The organism is Pseudomonas sp. L5B5, assembly GCF_020520285.1.
Lineage (GTDB): Bacteria > Pseudomonadota > Gammaproteobacteria > Pseudomonadales > Pseudomonadaceae > Aquipseudomonas.
Genome location: NZ_CP084742.1, coordinates 5500770 through 5525523, shown reverse-complemented (window position 1 = coordinate 5525523; position 24754 = coordinate 5500770). Strand labels below are relative to the sequence as shown.

The 24754-nt window shown below is 57.2% G+C and carries 20 protein-coding genes, 3 tRNA genes and 3 rRNA genes; 2 read left to right on the top strand and 24 right to left on the bottom strand.

Annotated elements, in window-relative coordinates:
• Positions 1-3: 3 nt before the first annotated feature.
• The 8 genes from hscA to trmJ all read right to left on the bottom strand — a co-directional run bounded on the left by hscA (position 4) and on the right by trmJ (position 6836).
• Positions 4-1866 (bottom strand): Fe-S protein assembly chaperone HscA, encoded by a 1863-nt coding sequence (hscA, locus tag LGQ10_RS25410; RefSeq protein WP_226523557.1) that lies wholly within the window; start codon positions 1864-1866, stop codon positions 4-6.
• A 51-nt stretch (positions 1867-1917) separates the two neighbouring features.
• Positions 1918-2439: a co-chaperone HscB gene (gene hscB, locus LGQ10_RS25405; RefSeq protein ID WP_058435678.1), complete on the bottom strand. Its 522-nt coding sequence runs from the start codon at positions 2437-2439 to the stop codon at positions 1918-1920.
• An 8-nt stretch (positions 2440-2447) separates the two neighbouring features.
• Positions 2448-2771, bottom strand: coding sequence for an iron-sulfur cluster assembly protein IscA (gene iscA / locus LGQ10_RS25400; protein ID WP_007929524.1), 324 nt, complete (start codon positions 2769-2771; stop codon positions 2448-2450).
• 42 nt (positions 2772-2813) lie between these two features.
• Positions 2814-3200, bottom strand: coding sequence for a Fe-S cluster assembly scaffold IscU (gene iscU / locus LGQ10_RS25395; RefSeq protein WP_007929523.1), 387 nt, complete (start codon positions 3198-3200; stop codon positions 2814-2816).
• Positions 3201-3292: 92 nt separating this feature from the next.
• Positions 3293-4507 (bottom strand): IscS subfamily cysteine desulfurase, encoded by a 1215-nt coding sequence (locus LGQ10_RS25390; RefSeq protein WP_058435679.1) that lies wholly within the window; start codon positions 4505-4507, stop codon positions 3293-3295.
• Positions 4508-4557: 50 nt separating this feature from the next.
• Complete coding sequence (gene iscR / locus LGQ10_RS25385; RefSeq protein ID WP_011063217.1) at positions 4558-5049, bottom strand: Fe-S cluster assembly transcriptional regulator IscR; 492 nt, start codon at positions 5047-5049, stop codon at positions 4558-4560.
• 240 nt (positions 5050-5289) lie between these two features.
• The gene (gene cysE, locus LGQ10_RS25380) at positions 5290-6066 is read right to left on the bottom strand and encodes a serine O-acetyltransferase (protein WP_226523556.1); all 777 of its coding nucleotides are present in this window, start codon (positions 6064-6066) and stop codon (positions 5290-5292) included.
• Entirely contained in the window at positions 6066-6836 is a 771-nt protein-coding gene (trmJ, locus tag LGQ10_RS25375; RefSeq protein ID WP_226523555.1) for a tRNA (cytosine(32)/uridine(32)-2'-O)-methyltransferase TrmJ, read from the bottom strand. Before trmJ ends, cysE begins: the two co-directional genes overlap by 1 nt.
• Before the next feature lie 217 nt (positions 6837-7053).
• On the opposite strand from trmJ, the gene suhB reads away from it, so the two are divergent.
• Positions 7054-7872 carry an inositol-phosphate phosphatase gene (suhB, locus tag LGQ10_RS25370; protein WP_058435682.1) on the top strand — a complete coding sequence of 273 codons (819 nt, stop codon included), beginning with the start codon at positions 7054-7056 and terminating at the stop codon, positions 7870-7872.
• 81 nt (positions 7873-7953) lie between these two features.
• Here suhB and LGQ10_RS25365 read toward each other — a convergent pair whose 3' ends face one another.
• The 6 genes from LGQ10_RS25365 to queA all read right to left on the bottom strand — a co-directional run bounded on the left by LGQ10_RS25365 (position 7954) and on the right by queA (position 14057).
• Entirely contained in the window at positions 7954-8502 is a 549-nt protein-coding gene (locus tag LGQ10_RS25365; protein WP_058435683.1) for a glycine zipper 2TM domain-containing protein, read from the bottom strand.
• Between the two features lie 120 nt (positions 8503-8622).
• Positions 8623-9537, bottom strand: coding sequence for a protein translocase subunit SecF (gene secF / locus LGQ10_RS25360; RefSeq protein ID WP_058435684.1), 915 nt, complete (start codon positions 9535-9537; stop codon positions 8623-8625).
• Positions 9538-9546: 9 nt separating this feature from the next.
• The gene (gene secD / locus LGQ10_RS25355; RefSeq protein ID WP_226523554.1) at positions 9547-11415 is read right to left on the bottom strand and encodes a protein translocase subunit SecD; all 1869 of its coding nucleotides are present in this window, start codon (positions 11413-11415) and stop codon (positions 9547-9549) included.
• A 62-nt stretch (positions 11416-11477) separates the two neighbouring features.
• A complete protein-coding gene (yajC, locus tag LGQ10_RS25350) occupies positions 11478-11816 on the bottom strand; it encodes a preprotein translocase subunit YajC (protein WP_015636884.1) in 339 nt (112 codons plus the stop codon).
• Between the two features lie 46 nt (positions 11817-11862).
• Positions 11863-12978, bottom strand: a complete 1116-nt coding sequence (tgt, locus tag LGQ10_RS25345) for a tRNA guanosine(34) transglycosylase Tgt (RefSeq protein ID WP_226526193.1) — start codon at positions 12976-12978, stop codon at positions 11863-11865.
• Between the two features lie 14 nt (positions 12979-12992).
• Positions 12993-14057, bottom strand: a complete 1065-nt coding sequence (gene queA / locus LGQ10_RS25340; protein WP_058435687.1) for a tRNA preQ1(34) S-adenosylmethionine ribosyltransferase-isomerase QueA — start codon at positions 14055-14057, stop codon at positions 12993-12995.
• A gap of 108 nt (positions 14058-14165) precedes the next feature.
• Here queA and LGQ10_RS25335 point away from each other — a divergent pair.
• Positions 14166-14250, top strand: a tRNA-Leu gene (locus tag LGQ10_RS25335).
• 840 nt (positions 14251-15090) lie between these two features.
• Here the strand turns inward: LGQ10_RS25335 and rrf are convergent.
• The 10 genes from rrf to LGQ10_RS25285 all read right to left on the bottom strand — a co-directional run bounded on the left by rrf (position 15091) and on the right by LGQ10_RS25285 (position 24646).
• Positions 15091-15206: ribosomal RNA gene (gene rrf, locus LGQ10_RS25330) — 5S ribosomal RNA — on the bottom strand.
• A 145-nt stretch (positions 15207-15351) separates the two neighbouring features.
• A 23S ribosomal RNA gene (locus LGQ10_RS25325) occupies positions 15352-18242 on the bottom strand.
• Between the two features lie 216 nt (positions 18243-18458).
• Positions 18459-18534: transfer RNA gene (locus LGQ10_RS25320), tRNA-Ala, on the bottom strand.
• Positions 18535-18544: 10 nt separating this feature from the next.
• Positions 18545-18621, bottom strand: a tRNA-Ile gene (locus LGQ10_RS25315).
• A gap of 123 nt (positions 18622-18744) precedes the next feature.
• Positions 18745-20281 (bottom strand): 16S ribosomal RNA (locus LGQ10_RS25310).
• The 16S, 23S and 5S rRNA genes sit together here with 2 tRNA genes alongside, the layout of an rRNA operon.
• Positions 20282-21086: 805 nt before the next feature.
• On the bottom strand, positions 21087-21326 hold the full coding sequence (locus LGQ10_RS25305) for a Rieske (2Fe-2S) protein (protein ID WP_058435304.1): 240 nt from the start codon (positions 21324-21326) through the stop codon (positions 21087-21089).
• Positions 21310-22167 carry an iron-containing redox enzyme family protein gene (locus LGQ10_RS25300; RefSeq protein WP_226523553.1) on the bottom strand — a complete coding sequence of 286 codons (858 nt, stop codon included), beginning with the start codon at positions 22165-22167 and terminating at the stop codon, positions 21310-21312. The genes LGQ10_RS25305 and LGQ10_RS25300 overlap by 17 nt, the downstream gene beginning before the upstream one ends.
• A complete protein-coding gene (locus tag LGQ10_RS25295; RefSeq protein WP_058435306.1) occupies positions 22167-22967 on the bottom strand; it encodes a dihydrodipicolinate synthase family protein in 801 nt (266 codons plus the stop codon). The genes LGQ10_RS25300 and LGQ10_RS25295 overlap by 1 nt, the downstream gene beginning before the upstream one ends.
• Positions 22957-23475 carry a DUF6190 family protein gene (locus LGQ10_RS25290; protein WP_058435302.1) on the bottom strand — a complete coding sequence of 173 codons (519 nt, stop codon included), beginning with the start codon at positions 23473-23475 and terminating at the stop codon, positions 22957-22959. Before LGQ10_RS25290 ends, LGQ10_RS25295 begins: the two co-directional genes overlap by 11 nt.
• The gene (locus LGQ10_RS25285; RefSeq protein WP_226523552.1) at positions 23468-24646 is read right to left on the bottom strand and encodes a pyridoxal phosphate-dependent aminotransferase; all 1179 of its coding nucleotides are present in this window, start codon (positions 24644-24646) and stop codon (positions 23468-23470) included. Before LGQ10_RS25285 ends, LGQ10_RS25290 begins: the two co-directional genes overlap by 8 nt.
• Positions 24647-24754 lie beyond the last annotated feature (108 nt).

Genomic DNA, 24754 nt, shown 5'->3' with positions numbered 1-24754 from the left:
CAGTTATTCCTCGATTTCATTCAGGTTGCGCCCCGCCAGAGCGGCTTTCACCGTCGAATCCAGGCGGCGGGCAGCAAAGGCGTCGGTCACTTGCGACAGACGTTTGGTCTGCTGCTCGATGGCGTAACCATCGGTGCCACGCATCAATTCACTCAGTTCCTGCATCTGCAATTCGATGACCATGCGCTCCTCGGCATCCAGCAGACGCTCACCATCGGCGTCCAGAGCCCCTTGCACAGCCTCGATCAGACGTTGGGCATCAACCTGCTGCTCGCGCAGCACGCGGGCTACCTTGTCGTCGCCGGCGTACTGGAAGGAGTCCTTGAGCATCTTGGCGATCTCGCCATCGGTCAGACCGTAGGACGGCTTGACCTGGATGCTAGCTTCGACGCCCGAACCCAACTCCCGCGCAGAAACACTGAGCAGGCCATCGGCATCGACCTGGAAGGTCACGCGGATCTTCGCCGCACCGGCCACCATCGGCGGGATACCACGCAATTCGAAGCGTGCGAGGGAACGGCAATCGCTGATCAGCTCGCGCTCACCCTGCAGCACATGAACCATCATGGCCGTCTGGCCATCCTTGTAGGTGGTGAAATCCTGGGCACGGGCAACCGGAATGGTCGTGTTGCGCGGAATCACCTTTTCCATCAGCCCGCCCATGGTTTCCAGCCCCAGGGACAGCGGAATGACATCCAGCAGCAGCAACTCGCCGCCTTCGCGCTTGTTGCCGGCCAGGGTATCGGCCTGGATCGCAGCCCCAATGGCCACCACCTGGTCCGGATCGATCTCGGTCAGCGGCTGGCGAGCGAACATCTCGGCGACCGCTTCACGCACTCGTGGCACACGGGTCGAACCACCGACCATGACCACGGCCTGCACTTCTTCCAGCTCGACATTGGAGTCACGCACGGCTCGGCGACAGGCCTTGAGGCTGCGCGCCACCATGGGCTCGATCAGAGCGTCGAAGGTTTCGCGGGTCAGTGCTGCGCGCCAATCGCCGTATACCACTTCCACCGAAGCGGCGTGGGTCAGGGCTTCCTTGGCCGCGCAAGCGGTTTGCAACAGATTGCGCTGAGTGCCCGGATCCAGATCGGCGGACAAGCCCGCCCCCTCGATGATCCAGCCGGCAACGGCATGATCGAAGTCATCGCCGCCCAGCGCGGTATCACCGCCAGTGGCCAGCACTTCGAAGACACCGCCAGTCAGGCGCAAAATGGAAATATCGAAAGTACCGCCACCCAGATCGTAGATTGCCACCACACCTTCGGCGTGCTGGTCCAGACCGTAGGCCACGGCTGCAGCGGTCGGCTCGTTAAGCAGGCGCAACACATTCAGGCCGGCCAGCTTGGCAGCATCCTTGGTGGCTTGGCGCTGGGCATCGTCGAAATAGGCGGGAACCGTGATCACCGCACCTACCAGCTCGCCACCCAGTGTCGCTTCAGCACGCTGACGCAGCACCTTGAGCACTTCAGCCGAGACTTCCACCGGGCTTTTCGGCCCTTGGATGGTCTCGATGAACGGCATGTGCGACTCACCTCCGACGAAGCGATAGGGCAATTGCTCACCCAGCTGCTTGACGTCGGACAGGCCGCGTCCCATCAAGCGCTTGACCGAAAGCACGGTATTCAAGGGATCAGTGGGAGCCGCCAGGCGGGCAGACTCGCCCACTTCGACGCGATCGGCGTGATAACGCACCGCAGACGGCAGAATGACCTGCCCCTGCGCATCCGCCAGCGGCTCGGAAAGGCCGCTGCGCAAGGCAGCGACCAGCGAATTGGTAGTACCCAAGTCGATACCCACAGCCAGACGACGCTGGTGCGGTTGAGGACTTTGGCCGGGTTCAGCGATCTGCAGTAGGGCCATGTCTATCTGGACTTATCTGTATATCAGGCGTGCGACCGGAGCGGCACTAGGTTAATCGTCGAGGCGCTCTTCTAGCTGGCGCACTTCGTAGGTGAGCTTGTCGAGGAACTGCATGCGCCGCATCAGGCGTTCGGCCTGCTCGCGCTGCGCTGCATCATCCCAACAGGCTGCGAAGCTTTCGTTCAGTTCATCCTGGGCGATCTTGAGCCGACGCTTGAACGCTGCCACACCGGGAAGGTCGGCACTGTCCTGCAAGTCTTCGAGCTCTTCGCGCCATTGCATCTGCTGCAGAAGAAACTCCGGATCATGCACCGTGACTTCCAACGGCAACTCACCGCCATTCAAGGCCAGCAGGTAACGAGCGCGCTTGGGTGGACTCTTGAGGGTCTGGTAGGCCTCGTTGAGGCTTGCCGACTGCTCCAGGGCCAGGCGCTGCTCGCGCTCGGAAGCATCGGCAAAACGGTCTGGATGAACCCCACGCGCCAACTCTCGGTAGCGCGCGGCCAGCTGCTCGAGATCCAGGCGGAAACTCGGTTGCAGCTCAAATAATGCGAAATGACAAGGAGTACCCACAAGAAGCCTCAGATATTGAAGCTTTCGCCGCAGCCACACTCACCGCGCACGTTCGGGTTGTTGAACTTGAAGCCCTCGTTCAACCCTTCCTTGACGAAATCAAGCTCGGTGCCGTCCAGATAGGTGAGGCTCTTGGGGTCGATGATCACCTTCTCGCCGTGACTCTCGAACACCTGATCGTCCTCACCTATCTCATCGACGAACTCCAGCACGTAGGCAAGGCCGGAACAGCCCGTGGTGCGAACACCCAGACGAATCCCATCACCCTTGCCGCGCCCATTGAGGGAGCGTCGCACGTGTTGAGCAGCCGCTTCTGTCATGCTGATAGCCATCGTGACTCCTTACTTGTCGCCAAATCTGTGAAAGCCGATCGGTCAGATCAGGCCTTTCTTCTGCTTGTAGTCGCGCACGGCAGCCTTGATGGCGTCTTCGGCGAGTACAGAGCAGTGAATCTTCACTGGAGGCAGAGCCAGCTCTTCAGCCAGCTGGGTGTTCTTGATGGTCTCGGCTTCGTCCAGAGTCTTGCCCTTCATCCACTCAGTGGCCAGGGAACTGGAAGCAATGGCCGAGCCGCAGCCGTAGGTCTTGAACTTGGCATCTTCGATGATGCCCTGCTCGTTGACCTTGATCTGCAGGCGCATCACGTCGCCACAGGCAGGAGCACCGACCATGCCGGTGCCGACATCCGGATCTTCCGCGTTCATCTTGCCGACGTTACGCGGGTTCTCGTAGTGGTCGATGACCTTTTCGCTGTAAGCCATGATTCTTAATCCTCACTCATCAGAGAGTCGCTCTCGAGCTCCGCAAATCGTCGTCTCTTACGCCCTGCAGAGCCCCGTGCGGCGACTTAAATTCAATGTGCCGCCCACTCGATCTTCGAGATATCGACACCGTCTTTGAACATGTCCCACAACGGCGACAGGGCGCGCAGCTTGGTAACAGCCTCGCAAACCTTCTGCGCGGCGTAGTCGATTTCCTCTTCGGTAGTGAAGCGGCCGAAGGTGAAGCGGATCGAACTATGAGCCAGCTCGTCGTTGCGGCCCAGGGCGCGCAGTACGTACGAAGGCTCCAGGGAGGCCGAAGTACAGGCAGAACCGGACGACACCGCCAGATCCTTGAGAGCCATGATCAACGACTCGCCTTCGACATAGTTGAAGCTCAGGTTCAGGTTGTGTGGCACACGGGCAGTCATGCTGCCGTTGATGTACAACTCTTCCAGATGTTCAACTTGCTTGTAGAACCGATCGCTCAGCGCCTGGATGCGAGCATTTTCGACCGCCATGTCTTCCTTGGCGACACGGAAGGCTTCACCCATACCGACGATCTGGTGAGTAGCCAGGGTGCCGGAACGCATGCCGCGTTCGTGGCCGCCACCGTGCATGGTGGCTTCCAGGCGCACACGAGGCTTGCGGCTGACGTACAGCGCGCCAATGCCTTTAGGGCCGTAGGTCTTGTGGGCAGAGAAGGACATCAGGTCGACTTTCAGGGCCTGCAGGTCGATTTCGACCTTGCCGGTGGACTGAGCGCCGTCGACGTGGAACAGAATGCCTTTGGAACGGGTCAACTCGCCGATGGCGGCGATGTCGTTGACGGTGCCGATTTCATTGTTCACGTGCATGATCGAAACCAGGATGGTGTCGTCACGCAGGGCAGCCTCAACCATGGCTGGAGTAATCAGACCATCTTCACCGGGCTCGATGTAGGTCACCTCGAAGCCTTCGCGCTCGAGTTGGCGCATGGTGTCCAGGACAGCCTTGTGCTCGATCTTCGAGGTGATCAGGTGCTTGCCCTTGGTGTGGTAGAAATGCGCGACACCCTTGATAGCCAGGTTATCGGACTCGGTGGCACCGGAAGTCCAGACGATTTCACGCGGGTCGGCGTTAACCAGGTCAGCCACTTGGCGACGGGCGTTTTCCACCGACTCCTCGGCCTTCCAGCCGAACACGTGGGAGCGGGAAGCCGGGTTACCGAAGTTCCCGTCAACCAGCAGGCATTCACTCATCTTTTGCGCAACACGCGGATCGACCGGCGTGGTTGCTGAGTAATCAAGGTAAATCGGCAATTTCATGGACTCTCTCCTAAATCAGGCTGGCTGGCGTACCGCTAGCTCTTCGGCTGTCATTCGACGGCGGACGCTTCAATCTTGTCCAGGCGCGGCGCCTTGCCATTACAACGGCGCTGGTCCTGACGCTGGGCTACCTCTTGCACCTCACGGCGAGTCACAAGGTCAGCCAAGCTGATACCGCTTAGAAATTCGTGAATTTGCAGGCTCAGATCGCACCACAAGTGATGGGTGAGACACGTGTCACCGGCATGGCAGTCGCCCAATCCCTGGCATTTGGTCGCATCGACCGATTCGTTCACCGCATCGATCACCTGGGCCACCTGAATCCCCTGCATGTCGCGGGACAGCTGATAGCCGCCGCCGGGTCCCCGGACACTGGACACCAGATTGCTTCGGCGCAATTTGGCGAAAAGCTGTTCGAGGTAGGACAGAGAAATGCCTTGGCGCTCAGAGATATCGGCCAGGGAGACCGGGCCATGTTGCGCATGCAACGCCAGATCAAGCATGGCGGTCACCGCATATCGGCCTTTAGTAGTCAGTCGCATGGACAAGTACCACGGAGTTTCGGAATGGAGGCGAGTATGCAATACCCGAGTAATCGAGTCAACTATAAGACCAACTACTTTAGTCGGGTTTACCCGCAAAAGAGCGCGCGAATCATAGCAAAGTCTGCGACGTAATGGCACATCGGGATAGCGACAACCGACCCGCGGGTCGATTACTGCCCCGCGCGACTGTTATTTACGGAAAACCCGGCACCACTGCAGGGACCGAACCGTAATTCCTCAGCCGACCTGACTATCGCTCTTGTCTTTCACGCCGGCGAAATCCTCCTCGCGCAGCGCAGGCAGGTCCTTGGCACAGTAGTCGCTCCCCAGGTCCTTCAGGGCGCCGCACATACCCTCGAGGCGTCCATCGACAGCCTGCAAGTGATCGAGCAACTGACCAATGGCGCGAGCCACCGGGTCCGGCATGTCCTCACTGACGCCATAGGCATCGAACCCCAGCTTCTCGGCCATGGCCTTGCGCTTGGCTTGCTGCTCGTCGCTGGACTTCATGATGATTCGCCCAGGAATCCCCACCACCGTCGCCCCCGCCGGCACCTCCTTGGTCACTACCGCATTGGAGCCGACCTTTGCCCCTGCCCCGACGGTGAACGGGCCAAGCACCTTCGCCCCGGCCCCGACCACCACGCCATCCTCCAGAGTCGGGTGACGCTTACCCTTGTTCCAGGTGGTACCACCCAGGGTCACCCCCTGATAGAGCGTCACATCGTCGCCAATTTCGGCCGTTTCACCAATGACAATGCCCATGCCATGGTCGATAAAGAAACGACGCCCAACCTTGGCTCCCGGATGAATCTCGATTCCGGTCAGCCAGCGACCGAAGTTCGATACCAGACGCGCTAGCCACTTCCAACCCATGCCCCACAAGGCGCCGGACAAACGATGAATCCAGATTGCGTGCATGCCGGGATAGCAGGTCAGCACCTCGAAGGCGTTGCGCGCCGCCGGGTCACGATGAAACACACTTTGGATATCTTCACGCAGTCGCTCGAACATCATTGATCCTTCCGCTTCTGCAGCTCCCCGCGGGCCGACTTCTGGGTTTCCGTGAGGATGCCGCGCAATATATTCATTTCCACCCGGCTGACCGAGCTGCGGCCATACAACCGACGCAGGCGCGCCATCAAGTGCCGAGGCTTCTGCGGATCGAGGAAATCGATATCCACCAGCGTCTGCTGCAGATGCTCGTAGAATCGCTCCAGCTCATCCATGGTCGCCAGCTCATCGCCGGGCGCGGCCGCTTCATCCCTCGCAGTCTTGTCTGGCCGGCCTTGTACTGCCAACCAGGACATGCGCACTTCATAACTCAGCACCTGCACCGCCGTCGCCAGGTTCAGCGAGCTGAACGTCGGATCCGACGGGATATGCACATGGAAATGACATCGCTGCAGCTCGTCATTAGTCAAGCCGGAGTCTTCGCGACCGAACACCAGGGCGATCTGCGCGCCCTGCGCTGCTTGCTCCACTACCTTGGCACCGGACTCCCGAGGGTCGAGCAAGGGCCAGGGGATGCTCCGCTCTCGGGCGCTGGTGCCGAACACCAGCGTGCAACCGACCAGAGCCTCCTCAAGCGTGGCAACCACCTGGGCGTTTTCCAGGATATCGGTGGCACCAGACGCCCGCGCGTCCGCCTCAAGGGAGGGAAACACCCGCGGCTCCACCAGTACCAGCCGCGCCAGCCCCATGTTTTTCATGGCGCGCGCAGCCCCACCGATATTGCCGGGATGACTGGTATTGACCAGGACGACACGAATGTTCTGCAGCAAGGGAGGCGCTCTCGGACACGGGAAAGGGGAACAAATCTTACAGAACGGACCGGTCTCTCGTCTTAAAAATAACCGCTCCAGCCCACAAGGGGGCTTGCAAGCTGCCAGCACGCACCATACGGCGGCCAGATGCAATCGAAGCGAACTCCGAACTTCATCTGCAAAGTTTTTCTGCTAGAATGCTCGGCTTTCTTTAACAACCTTAGGTGACCTATCCATGCAGCCAATGCTGAATATCGCGCTGCGCGCCGCCCGCAGCGCCAGTGAACTGATTTTCCGCTCCATCGAGCGCCTGGATACCATCAAGGTCGATGAAAAAGACGCCAAGGACTATGTGTCCGAAGTCGATCGCGCCGCCGAACAGAAGATCATCGACGCGCTGCGCAAGGCCTACCCGAATCACTCGATCATGGGCGAAGAGACCGGCCTGCACGCCGGCACCGGGATCGAAGGCGAAGAGTACCTGTGGATCATCGACCCCCTGGACGGTACCACCAACTTCCTGCGCGGCGTCCCGCACTTTGCCGTGAGCATCGCTTGTAAATATCGCGGTCGCCTGGAACATGCAGTGGTCCTGGACCCGGTTCGCCAGGAAGAGTTCACCGCCAGCCGCGGTCGTGGAGCCCAGCTCAATGGCCGGCGCCTGCGAGTCAGCAGTCGCACCAGCCTCGATGGCGCACTGCTGGGCACCGGCTTCCCGTTCCGTGATGACCAGATGGACAACCTCGACAACTACCTGGGCATGTTCCGCGCCCTGGTAGGCCAGACCGCTGGCATCCGCCGCGCTGGCGCCGCAAGCCTGGACCTGGCCTACGTTGCCGCAGGTCGCTTCGACGCGTTCTGGGAGTCGGGCCTGTCCGAGTGGGACATGGCAGCAGGCGCCCTGCTGATCCAGGAAGCCGGCGGCCTGGTGAGCGACTTCACCGGTGGTCACGACTTCCTGGAAAAAGGCCACGTGGTGGCGGGTAACACCAAGTGCTTCAAGGCGGTTCTGACTGCAATCCAGCCGCACCTGCCTGCCTCGCTGAAGCGTTAAGCATCAGCCACAAAAAAGCACCCCTAGGGGTGCTTTTTTTATGCCTGCAGTACAGCCGGATGACCGGTCCCGGGCAAAATTTTATTGACCTGGCTGGTTCTGACCGAGAATCAGCCGACCTTCCTTGTCCACCGGGATCTGGTTCCCCGGATCACGATCCATGCGGACCTGGCCCTGCTTGCCACCCAGGTCGTACTTCACGTCATAACCCACGACCTTGTCGCTGATATCGTTGACCGTGCTGCAACGGGTCTGCGTCGTGGTGTAGGTATCGCGCTCCTGCATACCCTCCTGCACCTTGTTGCCCGCGTAACCACCACCCACCGCGCCCGCCACTGTCGCGATCTTGCGGCCATTACCTCCGCCGATCATGCTGCCGAGCAACCCGCCACCCACTGCGCCCGCCACGGTACCCAGGATCTGATGCTCGTCCTTGACCGGTCGCTGCCGAGTCACAGCGACATCCTTGCAGACTTCACGAGGAGTCTTGATCTGTTGCTTGACCGGCTGAACCGCCAGTACTTGCGCATACTCAGGGCCGCTTTTAACCAGGCTGTAGGTGGCCACAGCACCCCCGGCGGTGACACCGACAGCACCCAATACCGCACCAACCAGCAACGACTTGTTCACGTGAACCTCCTGACCATACATACGGGTCATAACCCGCGCTTCTCCCAGCCTTGGAGCAAAAAAAAAGGCGCGAGTTCAACACTCGCGCCTTTTTTGCTGACAGCCGGAGAGCTCAGGCCCTCATGGACGATCGTCCACTTCCTTCTCGGTGTTGGCCGCAGGGATCAAGTCCTCGCTGCTCAGGTTTAACCAGATCAGCACCACGTTGGCGATGTAGATCGAAGAGTAGGTACCTGCCAGCACACCAACGAACAAGGCGATGGAGAAGCCATGCAAGTTGTCGCCACCAAAGAACAGCAGGGCAATGATCGCCAACAGGGTGGAGATCGAGGTAGCCATGGTCCGCAGCAGAGTCTGGGTGGTCGAGATGTTGATGTTTTCGATCAGACTGGCCTTGCGCAGCACACGGAAGTTCTCACGCACCCGGTCGAACACCACGATGGTGTCGTTGAGCGAGTAGCCAATGATCGCCAGCACCGCCGCCAGCACCGTCAGGTCGAAGGTGATCTGGAAGAACGAGAGAATACCCACCGTCACCACCACGTCGTGGATCAGCGAAACGATGGCACCCACGGCGAATTTCCACTGGAAGCGGAAGGCCAGGTAGATAAGGATGCCACCCAGCGCCATGAGCATGCCGAGGCCGCCCTGGTCGCGCAGCTCCTCACCCACCTGCGGGCCGACGAACTCGACGCGCTTGACCTGCGCCGGGTTCTCGCCGCCGACCTTCTGCAGGGCCGCTGCCACCTGGTGACCCAGTTGCGGGTCTTCACCCGGCATGCGCACCAGCAAGTCGGTCGTCGCACCGAAACTCTGCACGATCGCTTCGTGATAACCGGCGTCGCTCAACTGGGAGCGCACCTTCATCACATCCGCCGGACGCTCGTAGGTCAGCTCGATGAGCGTACCGCCGGTGAAGTCCAGGCCATAGTTCAAGCCCTTGTGGAACCAGCTGAACAACGCCAGAACGGTCAGGAGCACGGTGAGGCTGAACGCAACGCTGCGCACGCCCATGAAGTTGATAGTACGTAACATGGCAGCCCCTTAAATCCACAACTTCTTGAAGTCACGACCGCCGAAGATCAGGTTGACCATCGCGCGGGTCAGCCAGATGGCCGTGAACATCGAGGTAAAGATCCCGAGGGACATGGTCACCGCAAAGCCCTTGACCGGGCCGGTACCCATGGCGAAGAGAATCCCACCCACCAGCAGTGTGGTCAGGTTGGAGTCCAGAATCGCCGTGAACGCACGACCAAAGCCTTCGTTGATTGCCCGCTGCACAGTCATGCCGGCCGCTATTTCCTCTCGAATCCGCGAGAAGATCAGCACGTTGGCGTCCACCGCCATACCCATGGTCAACACGATACCGGCGATACCTGGCAGGGTCAGCGTTGCCCCCAGCAAGGACATCAGGGCCAGCAGCAGGACCATGTTCAGTGCCAGTGCCACTGTGGCGATCAGGCCGAAGAAGCGGTAGATGGCGATGATGAACAGCGACACGAACAGCATGCCCCACAGCGACGCATCGATACCCTTGGTGATGTTGTCGGCACCCAGGCTCGGACCGATTGTGCGCTCTTCGGCGAAGTACATCGGTGCAGCCAGACCACCGGCACGCAGCAACAGAGCCAATTCCGAGGACTCACCCTGGCCGTTCAGGCCGGTGATGCGGAACTGGCTGCCCAGTGGCGACTGGATGGTCGCCAGGCTGATGATCTTCTTCTCTTCCTTGAAAGACTGCACGGGCACGTCTTTCTCGACACCGTCCACCACTTGCTTGGTGTAGGTGGTGATCGGTTTCTGCTCGATGAAGATCACCGCCATGCCACGACCGACGTTATTGCGGGTCGAACGGCTCATCAGCTCGCCGCCATGGCCATCGAGCTTGATGTTCACCTGTGGACGACCATGCTCGTCGTAGCTGGCCTGGGCGTCGGTGACCTGGTCACCGGTGATGATCAGGCCACGCTCGATAAGCGCAGGAGGACGGTTGCCTTCACGGAACTCGAAGGATTCGGCAGTAGCCTTGGTAGCTCCCGGCTCGGCGGCCAGGCGGAACTCCAGGTTGGCAGTCTTGCCCAGGATCCGCTTGGCTTCGGCAGTATCCTGCACACCCGGCAACTCGACCACGATCCGGTTGGCACCCTGGCGCTGGACCAGAGGTTCGGCCACACCCAGTTCGTTGACCCGGTTACGCACGGTGGTCAGGTTCTGCTTGATGGAGTATTCGCGGATTTCCGCCAGCTTGGCCGGGGTCATCGCCAGACGCAGCACCGGTTGACCATTGAGGTCGGCCGGTACGATGTCGAAATCATTGAAATTCTTGCGGATCAGCGAACGGGCCTGTTCACGGCTGTCTTCATCGCTGAAGCCCAGCTGGATGGCACCATTGAGCTGCGGCAGGCTGCGATAGCGCAGACGCTCTTTGCGCAGCAGGCTCTTGACGTCGCCTTCGTAGACCTTCATGCGTGCGTCGAGGGCTTTTTCCATATCCACTTCCAACAGGAAGTGCACACCACCGGAAAGGTCCAGGCCCAGCTTCATCGGGTGCGCGCCGAGGTTGCGCAACCATTGTGGAGTGGTTTGCGCCAGGTTCAACGCCACCACGTAGTCATCGCCCAGCGCCTTGCGCACTACATCCTTGGCCGGAAGCTGGTCTTCCTTGTTGGTCAAGCGCAGCAGGCCACCCTTGCCGTTGGCGGCAATGGAAGAAGCCTTGACGTTGATACCGGCGTCGTTGAGCGCTTTGCTCGCACGATCCAGATCCACCTGAGTGACCTGCAACGCAGTACTTGCGCCGCTGACCTGAATGGCCGGGTCATCAGGGTATAGATTGGGAGCGGAATAAATAAAACCGATCGCCAGCACCGCCAGGATCAGTAGGTACTTCCACAGAGGATATTTGTTCAGCATCACGCCGCCCGTTTATGACGCGGGGCGCCTTGCGCGCCCCGTCGATTGGTAAAAGATGAAACTTAGATCGCTTTCAGCGTGCCTTTTGGCAGCGTGGCAGCGATCGCGCCCTTCTGGAACTTCAGTTCAACCGAGTCCGACACTTCCAGAACCACGAAGTCGTCGGTCACTTTGTTGATCTTGCCGGCGATACCGCCAGTGGTCACAACTTCGTCGCCTTTCTGCAGGCTACCCAGCAGGTTCTTCTGCTCTTTGGCGCGCTTGGCCTGTGGACGCCAGATCATCAGGTAGAAGATGGCCAGGAAGCCAATCAGGAAAATCCACTCGAAACCAGTGCCAGCAGGACCGGCAGCGGCAGGTGCAGCGGCATCCGCATAAGCGGCAGGGATCAAAAAGCTCATTTAGCACTCCGATAGTTGCAAAATTAGTATCTGACGCCTCTGGAACTCAATCCAAAGGCGGCACGGGCAATCCGCGCTTGGCATAGAAGGAATCGACAAAGGCGGCCAATGTACCTTGTTGAATAGCCTCGCGCAAACCAGCCATAAGGCACTGGTAATGGCGCAAGTTATGGATGGTATTGAGCATACTTCCCAGCATTTCTCCGCACTTGTCCAAGTGGTGCAGGTAGGCACGGGAGAAGTTCTGGCAGGTATAGCAATCACAAGTTGGATCCAGCGGCGAATCATCATGGCGATGGAACGCGTTACGGATCTTCAGCACGCCGGTGTCGATGAACAGATGCCCATTGCGGGCATTACGGGTTGGCATCACGCAATCGAACATGTCCACACCGCGGCGCACACCCTCAACCAGATCTTCCGGCTTGCCAACCCCCATAAGGTAACGAGGTTTGTCGGCTGGCATCTGACCTGGCAGGTAGTCCAGAACTTTGATCATTTCATGCTTGGGTTCACCCACCGACAGGCCACCGATAGCCAGGCCATCGAAGCCGATCTTGTCCAGGCCCTCCAGGGAACGCATGCGCAGGTCCTGGTGCATGCCGCCCTGGACGATACCGAACAGAGCCGCAGTATTGTCACCATGGGCGTTCTTGGAACGCTGGGCCCAGCGCAAGGACAGCTCCATCGAGATCCGCGCCACATCTTCGTCAGCCGGGTACGGAGTGCATTCATCGAAGATCATGACGATGTCCGAACCCAGGTCGCGCTGCACTTGCATCGACTCTTCCGGCCCCATGAACACCTTGGCGCCGTCCACCGGCGAGGCGAAGGTCACGCCCTCCTCCTTGATCTTGCGCATGGCACCCAGGCTGAACACCTGGAAGCCGCCAGAATCGGTAAGAATCGGCCCCTTCCACTGCATGAAGTCATGCAGGTCGCCGTGGGCCTTGATCACTTCCGTACCCGGACGCAGCCACAGATGGAAAGTGTTGCCGAGGATGATCTCGGCACCAATGGCCTCGATGTCACGCGGCAGCATGCCCTTGACCGTGCCGTAGGTGCCCACCGGCATGAAGGCCGGGGTTTCCACCGTACCGCGGGGGAAGGTCAGGCGACCGCGACGAGCCTTGCCATCAGTGGCTAGCAGCTCGAAGGACATACGACAGGTGCGACTCATACAGTTTCCTCGGGGGCCAGATCCTTGGGAGCGGTTGGCGCGGGATTACGGGTGATGAACATCGCATCACCGTAGCTGAAAAAGCGGTATCCATTTTCCACTGCGGCGCGATAGGCGGCCATGGTCTCGGGATAACCGGCGAACGCCGAAACCAGCATCAACAGCGTGGATTCCGGCAGGTGGAAGTTGGTCACCAGGGCATCGATCACATGGAACGGCCGGCCCGGGTAGATAAAGATGTCGGTGTCGCCGCTGAACGGCTTGAGCACGCCATCGCGGGCGGCACTTTCCAGGGAACGTACGCTGGTGGTGCCCACTGCGACCACACGCCCGCCACGCGCCCGACACGCTGCCACAGCGTCCACCACGTCCTGGCCGACTTCCAGCCATTCATGATGCATGTGGTGATCTTCGATGCGCTCGACCCGCACGGGCTGGAAGGTTCCGGCACCCACGTGCAGGGTGACGAACGCTGTCTCCACGCCCTTCGCAGCGATGGCATCCAGCAGCGGCTGGTCGAAGTGCAGTCCCGCCGTCGGCGCAGCCACTGCACCCAGACGCTGGGCATAGACAGTCTGGTAGCGCTCGCGGTCTGCCCCTTCATCCGGGCGGTCTATATAAGGAGGCAACGGCATGTGCCCGACCCGATCCAGCAGCGGCAGCACTTCCTCGGCAAAGCCCAGCTCGAACAGGGTGTCGTGACGAGCCAGCATCTCGGCCTCGCCACCGCCGTCGATCAGGATCTTCGATCCCGGCTTGGGCGACTTGCTGGAGCGTACATGGGCCAGCACGCGGTGACTGTCCAGCACCCGCTCGACCAGGATCTCCAGCTTGCCGCCGGAGGCCTTCTGGCCGAACAGGCGGGCCGGAATCACTCGGGTATTGTTGAACACCATCAGATCGCCCGGGCGCAAATGCTCAAGCAAATCAGTGAATTGACGGTGGGCCAGTGCACCGGTTGGCCCATCAAGGGTCAGCAGGCGACTACCGCGACGCTCGGCCAGTGGGTGGCGGGCGATCAGCGAATCGGGAAGCTCAAAAGTAAAGTCAGCAACGCGCATGATGGGGTTCGTCTAGCAGGGCCGGGAAGTTTAGCGGAATAGACTAAAATTGACCATGAAAGCTGATTGACCAACGGTATTCACCTCTCTATACTTCGCCGCCATTGAGCCCTGATGGCGGAATTGGTAGACGCGGCGGATTCAAAATCCGTTTTCGAAAGGAGTGGGAGTTCGAGTCTCCCTCGGGGCACCACATAGCAGTATCTGAGAGTCTCTACCAGCCTCTCAGCAGCAGAGAAACCGGCCACTTGAGCCGGTTTTTTTGTGCCCGCCTGTTTATCCCTGCCCGCCCTGATCCGTTGTGCTCCTGTTTGTATCCTGAGAAAAATACCGAACCTCGGGTTACAAGGATGAAACGCGCAGGTAGCAAACACCGCCCTTTCGCTGACACCATGCTGCCGGGATAAAACCTCAAAGAAAGAAATATCTAGAGCTGAATGGAAATGACCCGTACTTTCGGGCCAAACCGAATGAACGCAAGGTCATGACAACGGTACAAGTATCCTGCAGAAAAATGCATCTGAATGGGCCTTGGCGGCTATCCAAAAGTCAGCGGTACACTCGCACATAGGAAAGGGAGGCTGTCAGTAACAGTGTCAGCTCGAACGCAGACGCTCAGAGCAGCTGGAGCCAGCGCCAGGCAACAGCGCACAAAGATCACCTCTCCTCGCTCAATAAGACTCCCAGGCCCCCTCCTGAACGGCTGGACAGGTATTGAAGAGCTATTGCCCAGATTGAAGTGATACGGCGACCTTTCCTTGGTCTGATGGCCTTCCAAGCGCTGGACAAGCTGCCCCGGGTGGGTATGGGAGGTGATCAGCACCGAAGATGGATCAGCTCCAGGCCTCCTCTTCCCTGCTGTCATTCAACCTTACTGCCGGCCAAACTCCAGGCATCTCAGGGACACAGAACAGTACGGCAGGAGGATCAGCCAGTTGCAGCGTGGGTACTCCTTCAGCCGAGCCACTGGCATGTTTTCCGCGCACAAAGACAAAACCCCAACTGCTTTCGCAATTGGGGTTTCGGAATTTAATCTTGACGATGACCTACTCTCACATGGGGAAACCCCACACTACCATCGGCGATGCATCGTTTCACTACTGAGTTCGGGATGGGATCAGGTGGTTCCAACGCTCTATGGTCGTCAAGAAATTCTGGAGCCGATCCGTTGCTTATGCAACGAGCCAGCAAATGGGTATGTAATAGGTTTGGTTTGTGCTTCAAACTTTCGGTCTGTCATCTTCACACACCGCAATCTGGCCTCTTTCGAGTTCGCAAATTGCTTGGGTGTTATATGGTCAAGCCTCACGGGCAATTAGTATTGGTTAGCTCAACGCCTCACAGCGCTTACACACCCAACCTATCAACGTCGTAGTCTTCGACGGCCCTTTAGGGGATTCAAGATCCCAGTGAGATCTCATCTTGAGGCAAGTTTCCCGCTTAGATGCTTTCAGCGGTTATCTTTTCCGAACATAGCTACCCGGCAATGCCACTGGCGTGACAACCGGAACACCAGAGGTTCGTCCACTCCGGTCCTCTCGTACTAGGAGCAGCCCCTCTCAAATCTCAAACGTCCACGGCAGATAGGGACCGAACTGTCTCACGACGTTCTAAACCCAGCTCGCGTACCACTTTAAATGGCGAACAGCCATACCCTTGGGACCGGCTTCAGCCCCAGGATGTGATGAGCCGACATCGAGGTGCCAAACACCGCCGTCGATATGAACTCTTGGGCGGTATCAGCCTGTTATCCCCGGAGTACCTTTTATCCGTTGAGCGATGGCCCTTCCATACAGAACCACCGGATCACTAAGACCTACTTTCGTACCTGCTCGACGTGTTTGTCTCGCAGTCAAGCGCGCTTTTGCCTTTATACTCTACGACCGATTTCCGACCGGTCTGAGCGCACCTTCGTACTCCTCCGTTACTCTTTAGGAGGAGACCGCCCCAGTCAAACTACCCACCATACACTGTCCTCGATCCGGATAACGGACCTGAGTTAGAACCTCAAGATTGCCAGGGTGGTATTTCAAGGATGGCTCCATGAGAACTGGCGTCCCCACTTCAAAGCCTCCCACCTATCCTACACAAGCAAGCTCAAAGTCCAGTGCAAAGCTATAGTAAAGGTTCACGGGGTCTTTCCGTCTAGCCGCGGATACACTGCATCTTCACAGCGATTTCAATTTCACTGAGTCTCGGGTGGAGACAGCGCCGCCATCGTTACGCCATTCGTGCAGGTCGGAACTTACCCGACAAGGAATTTCGCTACCTTAGGACCGTTATAGTTACGGCCGCCGTTTACCGGGGCTTCGATCAAGAGCTTCGCTTGCGCTAACCCCATCAATTAACCTTCCGGCACCGGGCAGGCGTCACACCCTATACGTCCACTTTCGTGTTTGCAGAGTGCTGTGTTTTTAATAAACAGTCGCAGCGGCCTGGTATCTTCGACCGGCATGGGCTTACGGAGCAAGTCCTTCACCCTCACCGGCGCACCTTCTCCCGAAGTTACGGTGCCATTTTGCCTAGTTCCTTCACCCGAGTTCTCTCAAGCGCCTTGGTATTCTCTACCCAACCACCTGTGTCGGTTTGGGGTACGGTTCCTAGTTATCTGAAGCTTAGAAGCTTTTCTTGGAAGCATGGCATCAACCACTTCGTCGCCTAAAGGCAACTCGTCATCAGCTCTCGGCCTTAAGATCCCGGATTTACCTAAGATCTCAGCCTACCACCTTAAACTTGGACAACCAACGCCAAGCTGGCCTAGCCTTCTCCGTCCCTCCATCGCAATAACTAGAAGTACAGGAATATTAACCTGTTTTCCATCGACTACGCTTTTCAGCCTCGCCTTAGGGACCGACTAACCCTGCGTCGATTAACGTTGCGCAGGAAACCTTGGTCTTTCGGCGTGGGAGTTTTTCACTCCCATTGTCGTTACTCATGTCAGCATTCGCACTTCTGATACCTCCAGCAAGCTTCTCAACTCACCTTCACAGGCTTACAGAACGCTCCTCTACCGCATCACTTACGTGATACCCGTAGCTTCGGTGTATGGTTTGAGCCCCGTTACATCTTCCGCGCAGGCCGACTCGACTAGTGAGCTATTACGCTTTCTTTAAAGGGTGGCTGCTTCTAAGCCAACCTCCTAGCTGTCTAAGCCTTCCCACATCGTTTCCCACTTAACCATAACTTTGGGACCTTAGCTGACGGTCTGGGTTGTTTCCCTTTTCACGACGGACGTTAGCACCCGCCGTGTGTCTCCCATGCTCGGCACTTGTAGGTATTCGGAGTTTGCATCGGTTTGGTAAGTCGGGATGACCCCCTAGCCGAAACAGTGCTCTACCCCCTACAGTGATACATGAGGCGCTACCTAAATAGCTTTCGAGGAGAACCAGCTATCTCCGAGCTTGATTAGCCTTTCACTCCGATCCACAGGTCATCCGCTAACTTTTCAACGGTAGTCGGTTCGGTCCTCCAGTCAGTGTTACCTAACCTTCAACCTGCCCATGGATAGATCGCCCGGTTTCGGGTCTATACCCAGCGACTAAACGCCCTATTAAGACTCGCTTTCGCTACGCCTCCCCTATTCGGTTAAGCTTGCCACTGAATATAAGTCGCTGACCCATTATACAAAAGGTACGCAGTCACAGAACAAAGTCTGCTCCCACTGCTTGTACGCATACGGTTTCAGGATCTATTTCACTCCCCTCTCCGGGGTTCTTTTCGCCTTTCCCTCACGGTACTAGTTCACTATCGGTCAGTCAGTAGTATTTAGCCTTGGAGGATGGTCCCCCCATATTCAGACAAGGTTTCTCGTGCCCCGTCCTACTCGATTTCACTTCTAAGATCCTTTCGCGTACAGGGCTATCACCCACTATGGCCGCACTTTCCAGAGCGTTCCGCTAAAATCAAAGAAGCTTAAGGGCTAGTCCCCGTTCGCTCGCCACTACTAAGGGAATCTCGGTTGATTTCTTTTCCTCAGGGTACTTAGATGTTTCAGTTCCCCTGGTTCGCCTCTTGCACCTATGTATTCAGTACAAGATAACCATCTTATGATGGCTGGGTTCCCCCATTCAGACATCTCCGGATCACAGTCTGTTTGCCGACTCCCCGAAGCTTTTCGCAGGCTACCACGTCTTTCATCGCCTCTGACTGCCAAGGCATCCACCGTATGCGCTTCTTCACTTGACCATATAACCCCAAGCAATCTGGTTATACTGTGAAGACGACATTCGCCGAAAGTTTGTTCTCACAAACTTTACCTTAGCCTGATCCACTACCAGTGAAAGTAGTGTTCAGTCTATCTTTCTATCACATACCCAAATTTTTAAAGAACGATCTAATCAAAAGACTAGAAATCAACATTCGTGTCTGAATGCTCATTTCTAAGCTTTTCGAAGCAGTTTATGGTGGAGCCAAGCGGGATCGAACCGCTGACCTCCTGCGTGCAAGGCAGGCGCTCTCCCAGCTGAGCTATGGCCCCATAACAAAATTGGTGGGTCTGGGCAGATTCGAACTGCCGACCTCACCCTTATCAGGGGTGCGCTCTAACCAACTGAGCTACAGACCCAATTTCGAGCTTGTAACTGTTAGCTTGGAGCTATCAGCTTGGAGCTTAAAGCTGCTTCTATCGTCTTCTTCAATGAATCAAGCAATTCGTGTGGGTGCTTATGAAGCAGCTGATGTCGTCGATTAAGGAGGTGATCCAGCCGCAGGTTCCCCTACGGCTACCTTGTTACGACTTCACCCCAGTCATGAATCACACCGTGGTAACCGTCCTCCCGAAGGTTAGACTAGCTACTTCTGGTGCAACCCACTCCCATGGTGTGACGGGCGGTGTGTACAAGGCCCGGGAACGTATTCACCGCGACATTCTGATTCGCGATTACTAGCGATTCCGACTTCACGCAGTCGAGTTGCAGACTGCGATCCGGACTACGATCGGTTTTGTGGGATTAGCTCCACCTCGCGGCTTGGCAACCCTCTGTACCGACCATTGTAGCACGTGTGTAGCCCAGGCCGTAAGGGCCATGATGACTTGACGTCATCCCCACCTTCCTCCGGTTTGTCACCGGCAGTCTCCTTAGAGTGCCCACCATAACGTGCTGGTAACTAAGGACAAGGGTTGCGCTCGTTACGGGACTTAACCCAACATCTCACGACACGAGCTGACGACAGCCATGCAGCACCTGTGTCAGAGTTCCCGAAGGCACCAATCCATCTCTGGAAAGTTCTCTGCATGTCAAGGCCTGGTAAGGTTCTTCGCGTTGCTTCGAATTAAACCACATGCTCCACCGCTTGTGCGGGCCCCCGTCAATTCATTTGAGTTTTAACCTTGCGGCCGTACTCCCCAGGCGGTCAACTTAATGCGTTAGCTGCGCCACTAAGAGCTCAAGGCTCCCAACGGCTAGTTGACATCGTTTACGGCGTGGACTACCAGGGTATCTAATCCTGTTTGCTCCCCACGCTTTCGCACCTCAGTGTCAGTATCAGTCCAGGTGGTCGCCTTCGCCACTGGTGTTCCTTCCTATATCTACGCATTTCACCGCTACACAGGAAATTCCACCACCCTCTACCATACTCTAGCTTGCCAGTTTTGGATGCAGTTCCCAGGTTGAGCCCGGGGCTTTCACATCCAACTTAACAAACCACCTACGCGCGCTTTACGCCCAGTAATTCCGATTAACGCTTGCACCCTCTGTATTACCGCGGCTGCTGGCACAGAGTTAGCCGGTGCTTATTCTGTCGGTAACGTCAAAACAGCAAGATATTAGCTTACTGCCCTTCCTCCCAACTTAAAGTGCTTTACAATCCGAAGACCTTCTTCACACACGCGGCATGGCTGGATCAGGCTTTCGCCCATTGTCCAATATTCCCCACTGCTGCCTCCCGTAGGAGTCTGGACCGTGTCTCAGTTCCAGTGTGACTGATCATCCTCTCAGACCAGTTACGGATCGTAGCCTTGGTGAGCCATTACCTCACCAACTAGCTAATCCGACCTAGGCTCATCTGATAGCGCAAGGCCCGAAGGTCCCCTGCTTTCTCCCGTAGGACGTATGCGGTATTAGCGCTCCTTTCGAAACGTTATCCCCCACTACCAGGCAGATTCCTAGGCATTACTCACCCGTCCGCCGCTGAATCCGTAAGCAAGCTTACTTCATCCGCTCGACTTGCATGTGTTAGGCCTGCCGCCAGCGTTCAATCTGAGCCATGATCAAACTCTTCAGTTCAATACTGCTTGGGTTTTTAAGTAACCCTAAACTTGGCTCAGCAATCTCAAATGACTATGTGATTTCTCGCATGGTCACTCGTGATGCTGATAATCTTTCTGACTATCAGTCTGACTACACAAGCACCCACACGAATTGCTTGATTCAGTTGTTAAAGAGCGGTTGGTTAAGAGCTTTCGTCTCAACCGAGGCGCGCATTCTACAGCAGCCTCATTTACTGTCAAGTGATTATTTTCAGAAGCTTTCGAAGATTTCTTCAACAACTTCAACCACTTGCGCTTCCGATCTCTCGTCAGCGGGAGGCGAATTCTACAGCGTTACACGCTGCTGTCAACACCTCTTTTTATCCGCTTTCGATCGAGAGGATCGAAACGCTAACAAGGCGAAAAACGCTGCCTTATCAGCTCCTTCTGGGCTTCGATGAACTGAAGCGTTACCGCTGTCGAAAACCGTGTAACTCATTGAATCTCAAGGAGTTTTCCGTTTCGACTGCGCCGGAAGTGGGGCGAATTATAGACCTGTAGAATTGAGCGTCAAGCATTAATTTGAATTTTCTATGATTCAACGCAAAACAGCCTGCTCACAGCTTCTATATAGAAGCCTCGCTCACTGGAGTGGAGCATCATGACGCCAACTCCCTTCTCCCCCCTGAATGCATGAGCCACCTCCCTGGCTTGTCTCAGACCTGTTTCCGGGTGGCTTACTGCTTATCCCCATACTGAAGCTCCGCTTGCCCCATCCCGAAAACACAACTGCCACGCGACCCTAAAGTCGCGCGGCAGGATGAGTGAATGCGTCGAGCCCCTCAGGAAGTCACGCGCTTGACCTCCAGACGCCCGCAGGGTGGACCACTGAGTTGCTCACCGGTCTCCAGGCTGAACACCGAAAAGTGCAAGGGGCAGGTGATGCTCTTGCGCTGCTCGTTGATGTTGCCATGGACCAGCCAACCCTCACGGTGCGGGCAAGTATGAGGCACCTCATACTGCTGGTTATCGATCTTCACAATGAAGGTACCGGGGCGATGAAACTCAGATAGCTCGCTCAACGGCTTTCTCCCGGCTGAAATGCTTGAGACGCTGCGCCTTCTCCACCGCGGCGTCGAAAGCCGCATTGGTGATGTCCCGACCCATGCAGATACCTTGCCAGGCCTTGACCGGATCCAGGTCTCCCGCCACGTCCATGGCCTTGAGCAGGCGCTGGCCTTCGATGGCGTGGTACACGTCGATATGCACGTGCTCCGAATAATAGACGTGGGCCTTGATCTTCAAGCGATCACAGATAGCGGTGTAGCATTCGAAGAAGAATGGCACCACGGTTTCGAAGTAAGTGATCACTCCAGCGAAATAGGAGGGGTCATCGGCTCGCATGGTCAGCCAGCAGAACATGTTGGGGAAGGAATAGCCCGCCGAGGAGTTAGCCTCGATGTAGAACGGCAGATCGGTGGGCATCTCCAGCTCTTTGAGCAGGTCCATGTACAAAGTGGTATGGGAGCGCTTGATGTTCCCCGAGCCGAACTCGTCGATCATCATCCGCAGCATTGGCATCTGCGCTTCCAGACTCAAGCGAGGCATCAGGTGATAGAACACCTGCGCTTCGGTCAGACCGTCGAGCGCGAACTCCTGGACCAGGATCCGGAATTCGTCGAGAGTCATCTGCTCAGCTACATACACCGCGCTGGGTGGCACGTCGCTGCGATCCTGCTCCACCAGGTCGGCCAGCCGCTGGCGCAGGCTGGCCAAATCGCGCGGCACCTCGGCAGTGATAGTCTTATCGATGGTGGAGAAAATCCAATCGTGCTCGAATTCGGCAATCCGGCGTTCAAGCGGCTTGAGATGCTTGATGCAGGAACGATTGGCCAGAAACAGTTCCTTCTGAAGATCATTCATCACGCTGCTCCCTCTTCTGCCAGCACCCGGTCAGTGGTGATGACACCCCGGGCCTTGAGTTCCTTTTTCACCTGGGCGTACCAGTCGTCCGCGCCCAGATCGAAATAACCGTTGAGCGTTTCCACCCATTGCGCGACCACCTGTTGCCGTGCACCAATCGCCAGACGGCACAGCGCCGGCTCCAGGTTAGCCAGGGACACCACGTTGCCGTCCGACTCCAGGTCTCGTGCCAGGGACATCTCCCAACCAATGAGGTAGTCCAGCCCCTCGGCTCGCAACTGCTGGATCTGCTGCTGAGTACGAGGCTCCGAAGGCGAGTCCTTGATACCGATCACCCGAGGCAGACGAGCGATGGTCAACAGGGTTTCGAAGCTCTTCTCATTGCCCGACAGCGCGGACTCGTTATAAATGAAGATATCCAGCGAAGTGGCATCGTGGACCGCACGATAATGCGCGATGATTTCTTCCTGGGTAGTGCCCTTCGCGAACGGAGAGGTGAACATCACCCCGTGTGCGCCCAGCTCCTGGGCCAGCTTTGCATACTCCAGAACCTCGGCGGTGGTACCACGCTCAATGCCGGCGATCACCGTCCGCTCCTGGGCATGAGCCAGGGTCAATTCCAGCATGCGTTGCCACTCCCGCCGTTCCAAGCGCCAGCCCTCGCCCGAGGTCAGGCAGGGAATGTAGCCATCGACATACGGGTGCGAACAATGCAACAACTGGCGCACGCTGGCTTCACAGATCTGCGACTGATCATCCAGTGGCGAGATCAGGGGCACGAAAATGCTCTTAGCTGAAATCATGGAAATCCTCCTGCTCAATCAGCATTTCCCGGGACTGCTCGAACAACCCTTGCAGGAACTCCGGGAAGGCCGGTCCGGAGACCGGCTGGGGAAACGACTGCAGGTAAGGTTGCAGGTCTGCCAACTCACGCAACTCCTGATCATGGGTGTACAGCGGTTGGCCGTACTCCACTACCTGAGCAGCTAGCAGCTTCTTCTCGACACTCAGATGAGCCCATGCCGGTTCCTCAGTGGCACGACGCAACACCGCGTTGCAGTAGCCCTGACGCTGGATGTCCATATCGGTGTGCAACACATCCATGAAGGGATAGTAGACATCCTGCAGGTGCCGGCTCTTCTTCCAGATGATGGCGTCGCAGATGCCGATCTGACCGAAATTCATCTGCACCTGGCGCTTGTAGAAGTGGCTGAAAAATCCCAGCGACTTGGCTCGCAGATGCGAATCGGCGTGATGCATGCCCATGAATACAGTGGCATCGATCACCGGCAAGAGGGCCTCAGCCATGATAGCTCTCCAGTGCCCGGGCAATGGCCTCGACCGCCAACTTGAACTCCTCCGGCTTACGCGCCAGAGCCAGACGGATGTACTTCTGCCCAGCTTCCGGCTGGCTCCAGTAGAAGTATTTGCCTGGCAGCACGTAGACGTCGTAATCCATCAGGTAAGCCTGAAGGTCATCGGCGGTTACACCTTCACGGGTGATTTCGAACCACGCCACACTGGTATCCACCATAGGCGTCAGATAGTTGAGGAAGCTCCCCTGCAAACCGTTGCGCGCCACTTGGCGGTTGATGTCCAGCACCGACCGCACGGACTCGAAGCCATCTTCACTGCTGTCGAGAATGTACTGGGTGACCACGTTGAGGATGAAAGGCGAAACGTTAAGCAGCACGCTGGTGACAATGCTGTAGATGTCGGCGTTGATGCCCTTGCTCGACATGATCGTGGCGCACTTGGCGTCCTGCAGCGGCCATGTCTTGCCAGTGTCTTCCATGATGATGTACTGGGTACCGATCTCATCGAGGATCGCATAGGCGTCATAGCGGTTGCCGCCAGAGGCCTTGATGAACGCGGCAAAGCAGAAGTCGAGGATCAGCAGCTTGCCGTGATCCTTGCAGTAGCGCGCCACTTCGATGAAGGTTTCCGGGCCCTCGGCAAACAGGCTCGAACCAGTAGGGTTGTTCGGGTCGACCAGGAAGATTGCATCGACCTTGGCCGCAGCAGTCTCAAGGTTGGCATAAACGTGCTCCGGGGAATGGAACAGCGACTCGTTCAGCGACGACAGCGGTACTTCCATGTGCTTGAGCAGGTCGTGCAGGTTGTCGAAGCACGGTTCGATCAGGCCGACGCTCATATCACGCTTGCGCAGGTAGGTCGCGGTAATGTGCATGGCGATCGACGCGGCATAGACCAGGTAGATCTCGTCGTGACGTTTGAGGGCATGCTCCTGTCCGTGGAAGGTGAAGAATGCCTTGATGAACTCCTGTTCGCTCTGGTACTGGGTCTGGTTCTGGGCGCGATACCACAGCTCAGGAAGTCTCTCGACAATCTGGCGCTGGGTTACGCTCTGGTCCTGGTGAGTATGGGCATCTGCAAGATTGAAACGGGTCTTCAGGGCAGAGATTTCATGCTGAGTGATATCCTGCTTAACTTCCTGACGCGTAATTACGACACTCATATTATTATTCCTGTAAGAGCTAATACAGTCGCCTGCGGGATAGATTTAGTTATTGAACCACGGGTAAATCCTCTCCATGTTTATCGTTCCGAGACAGGCCGACAACTG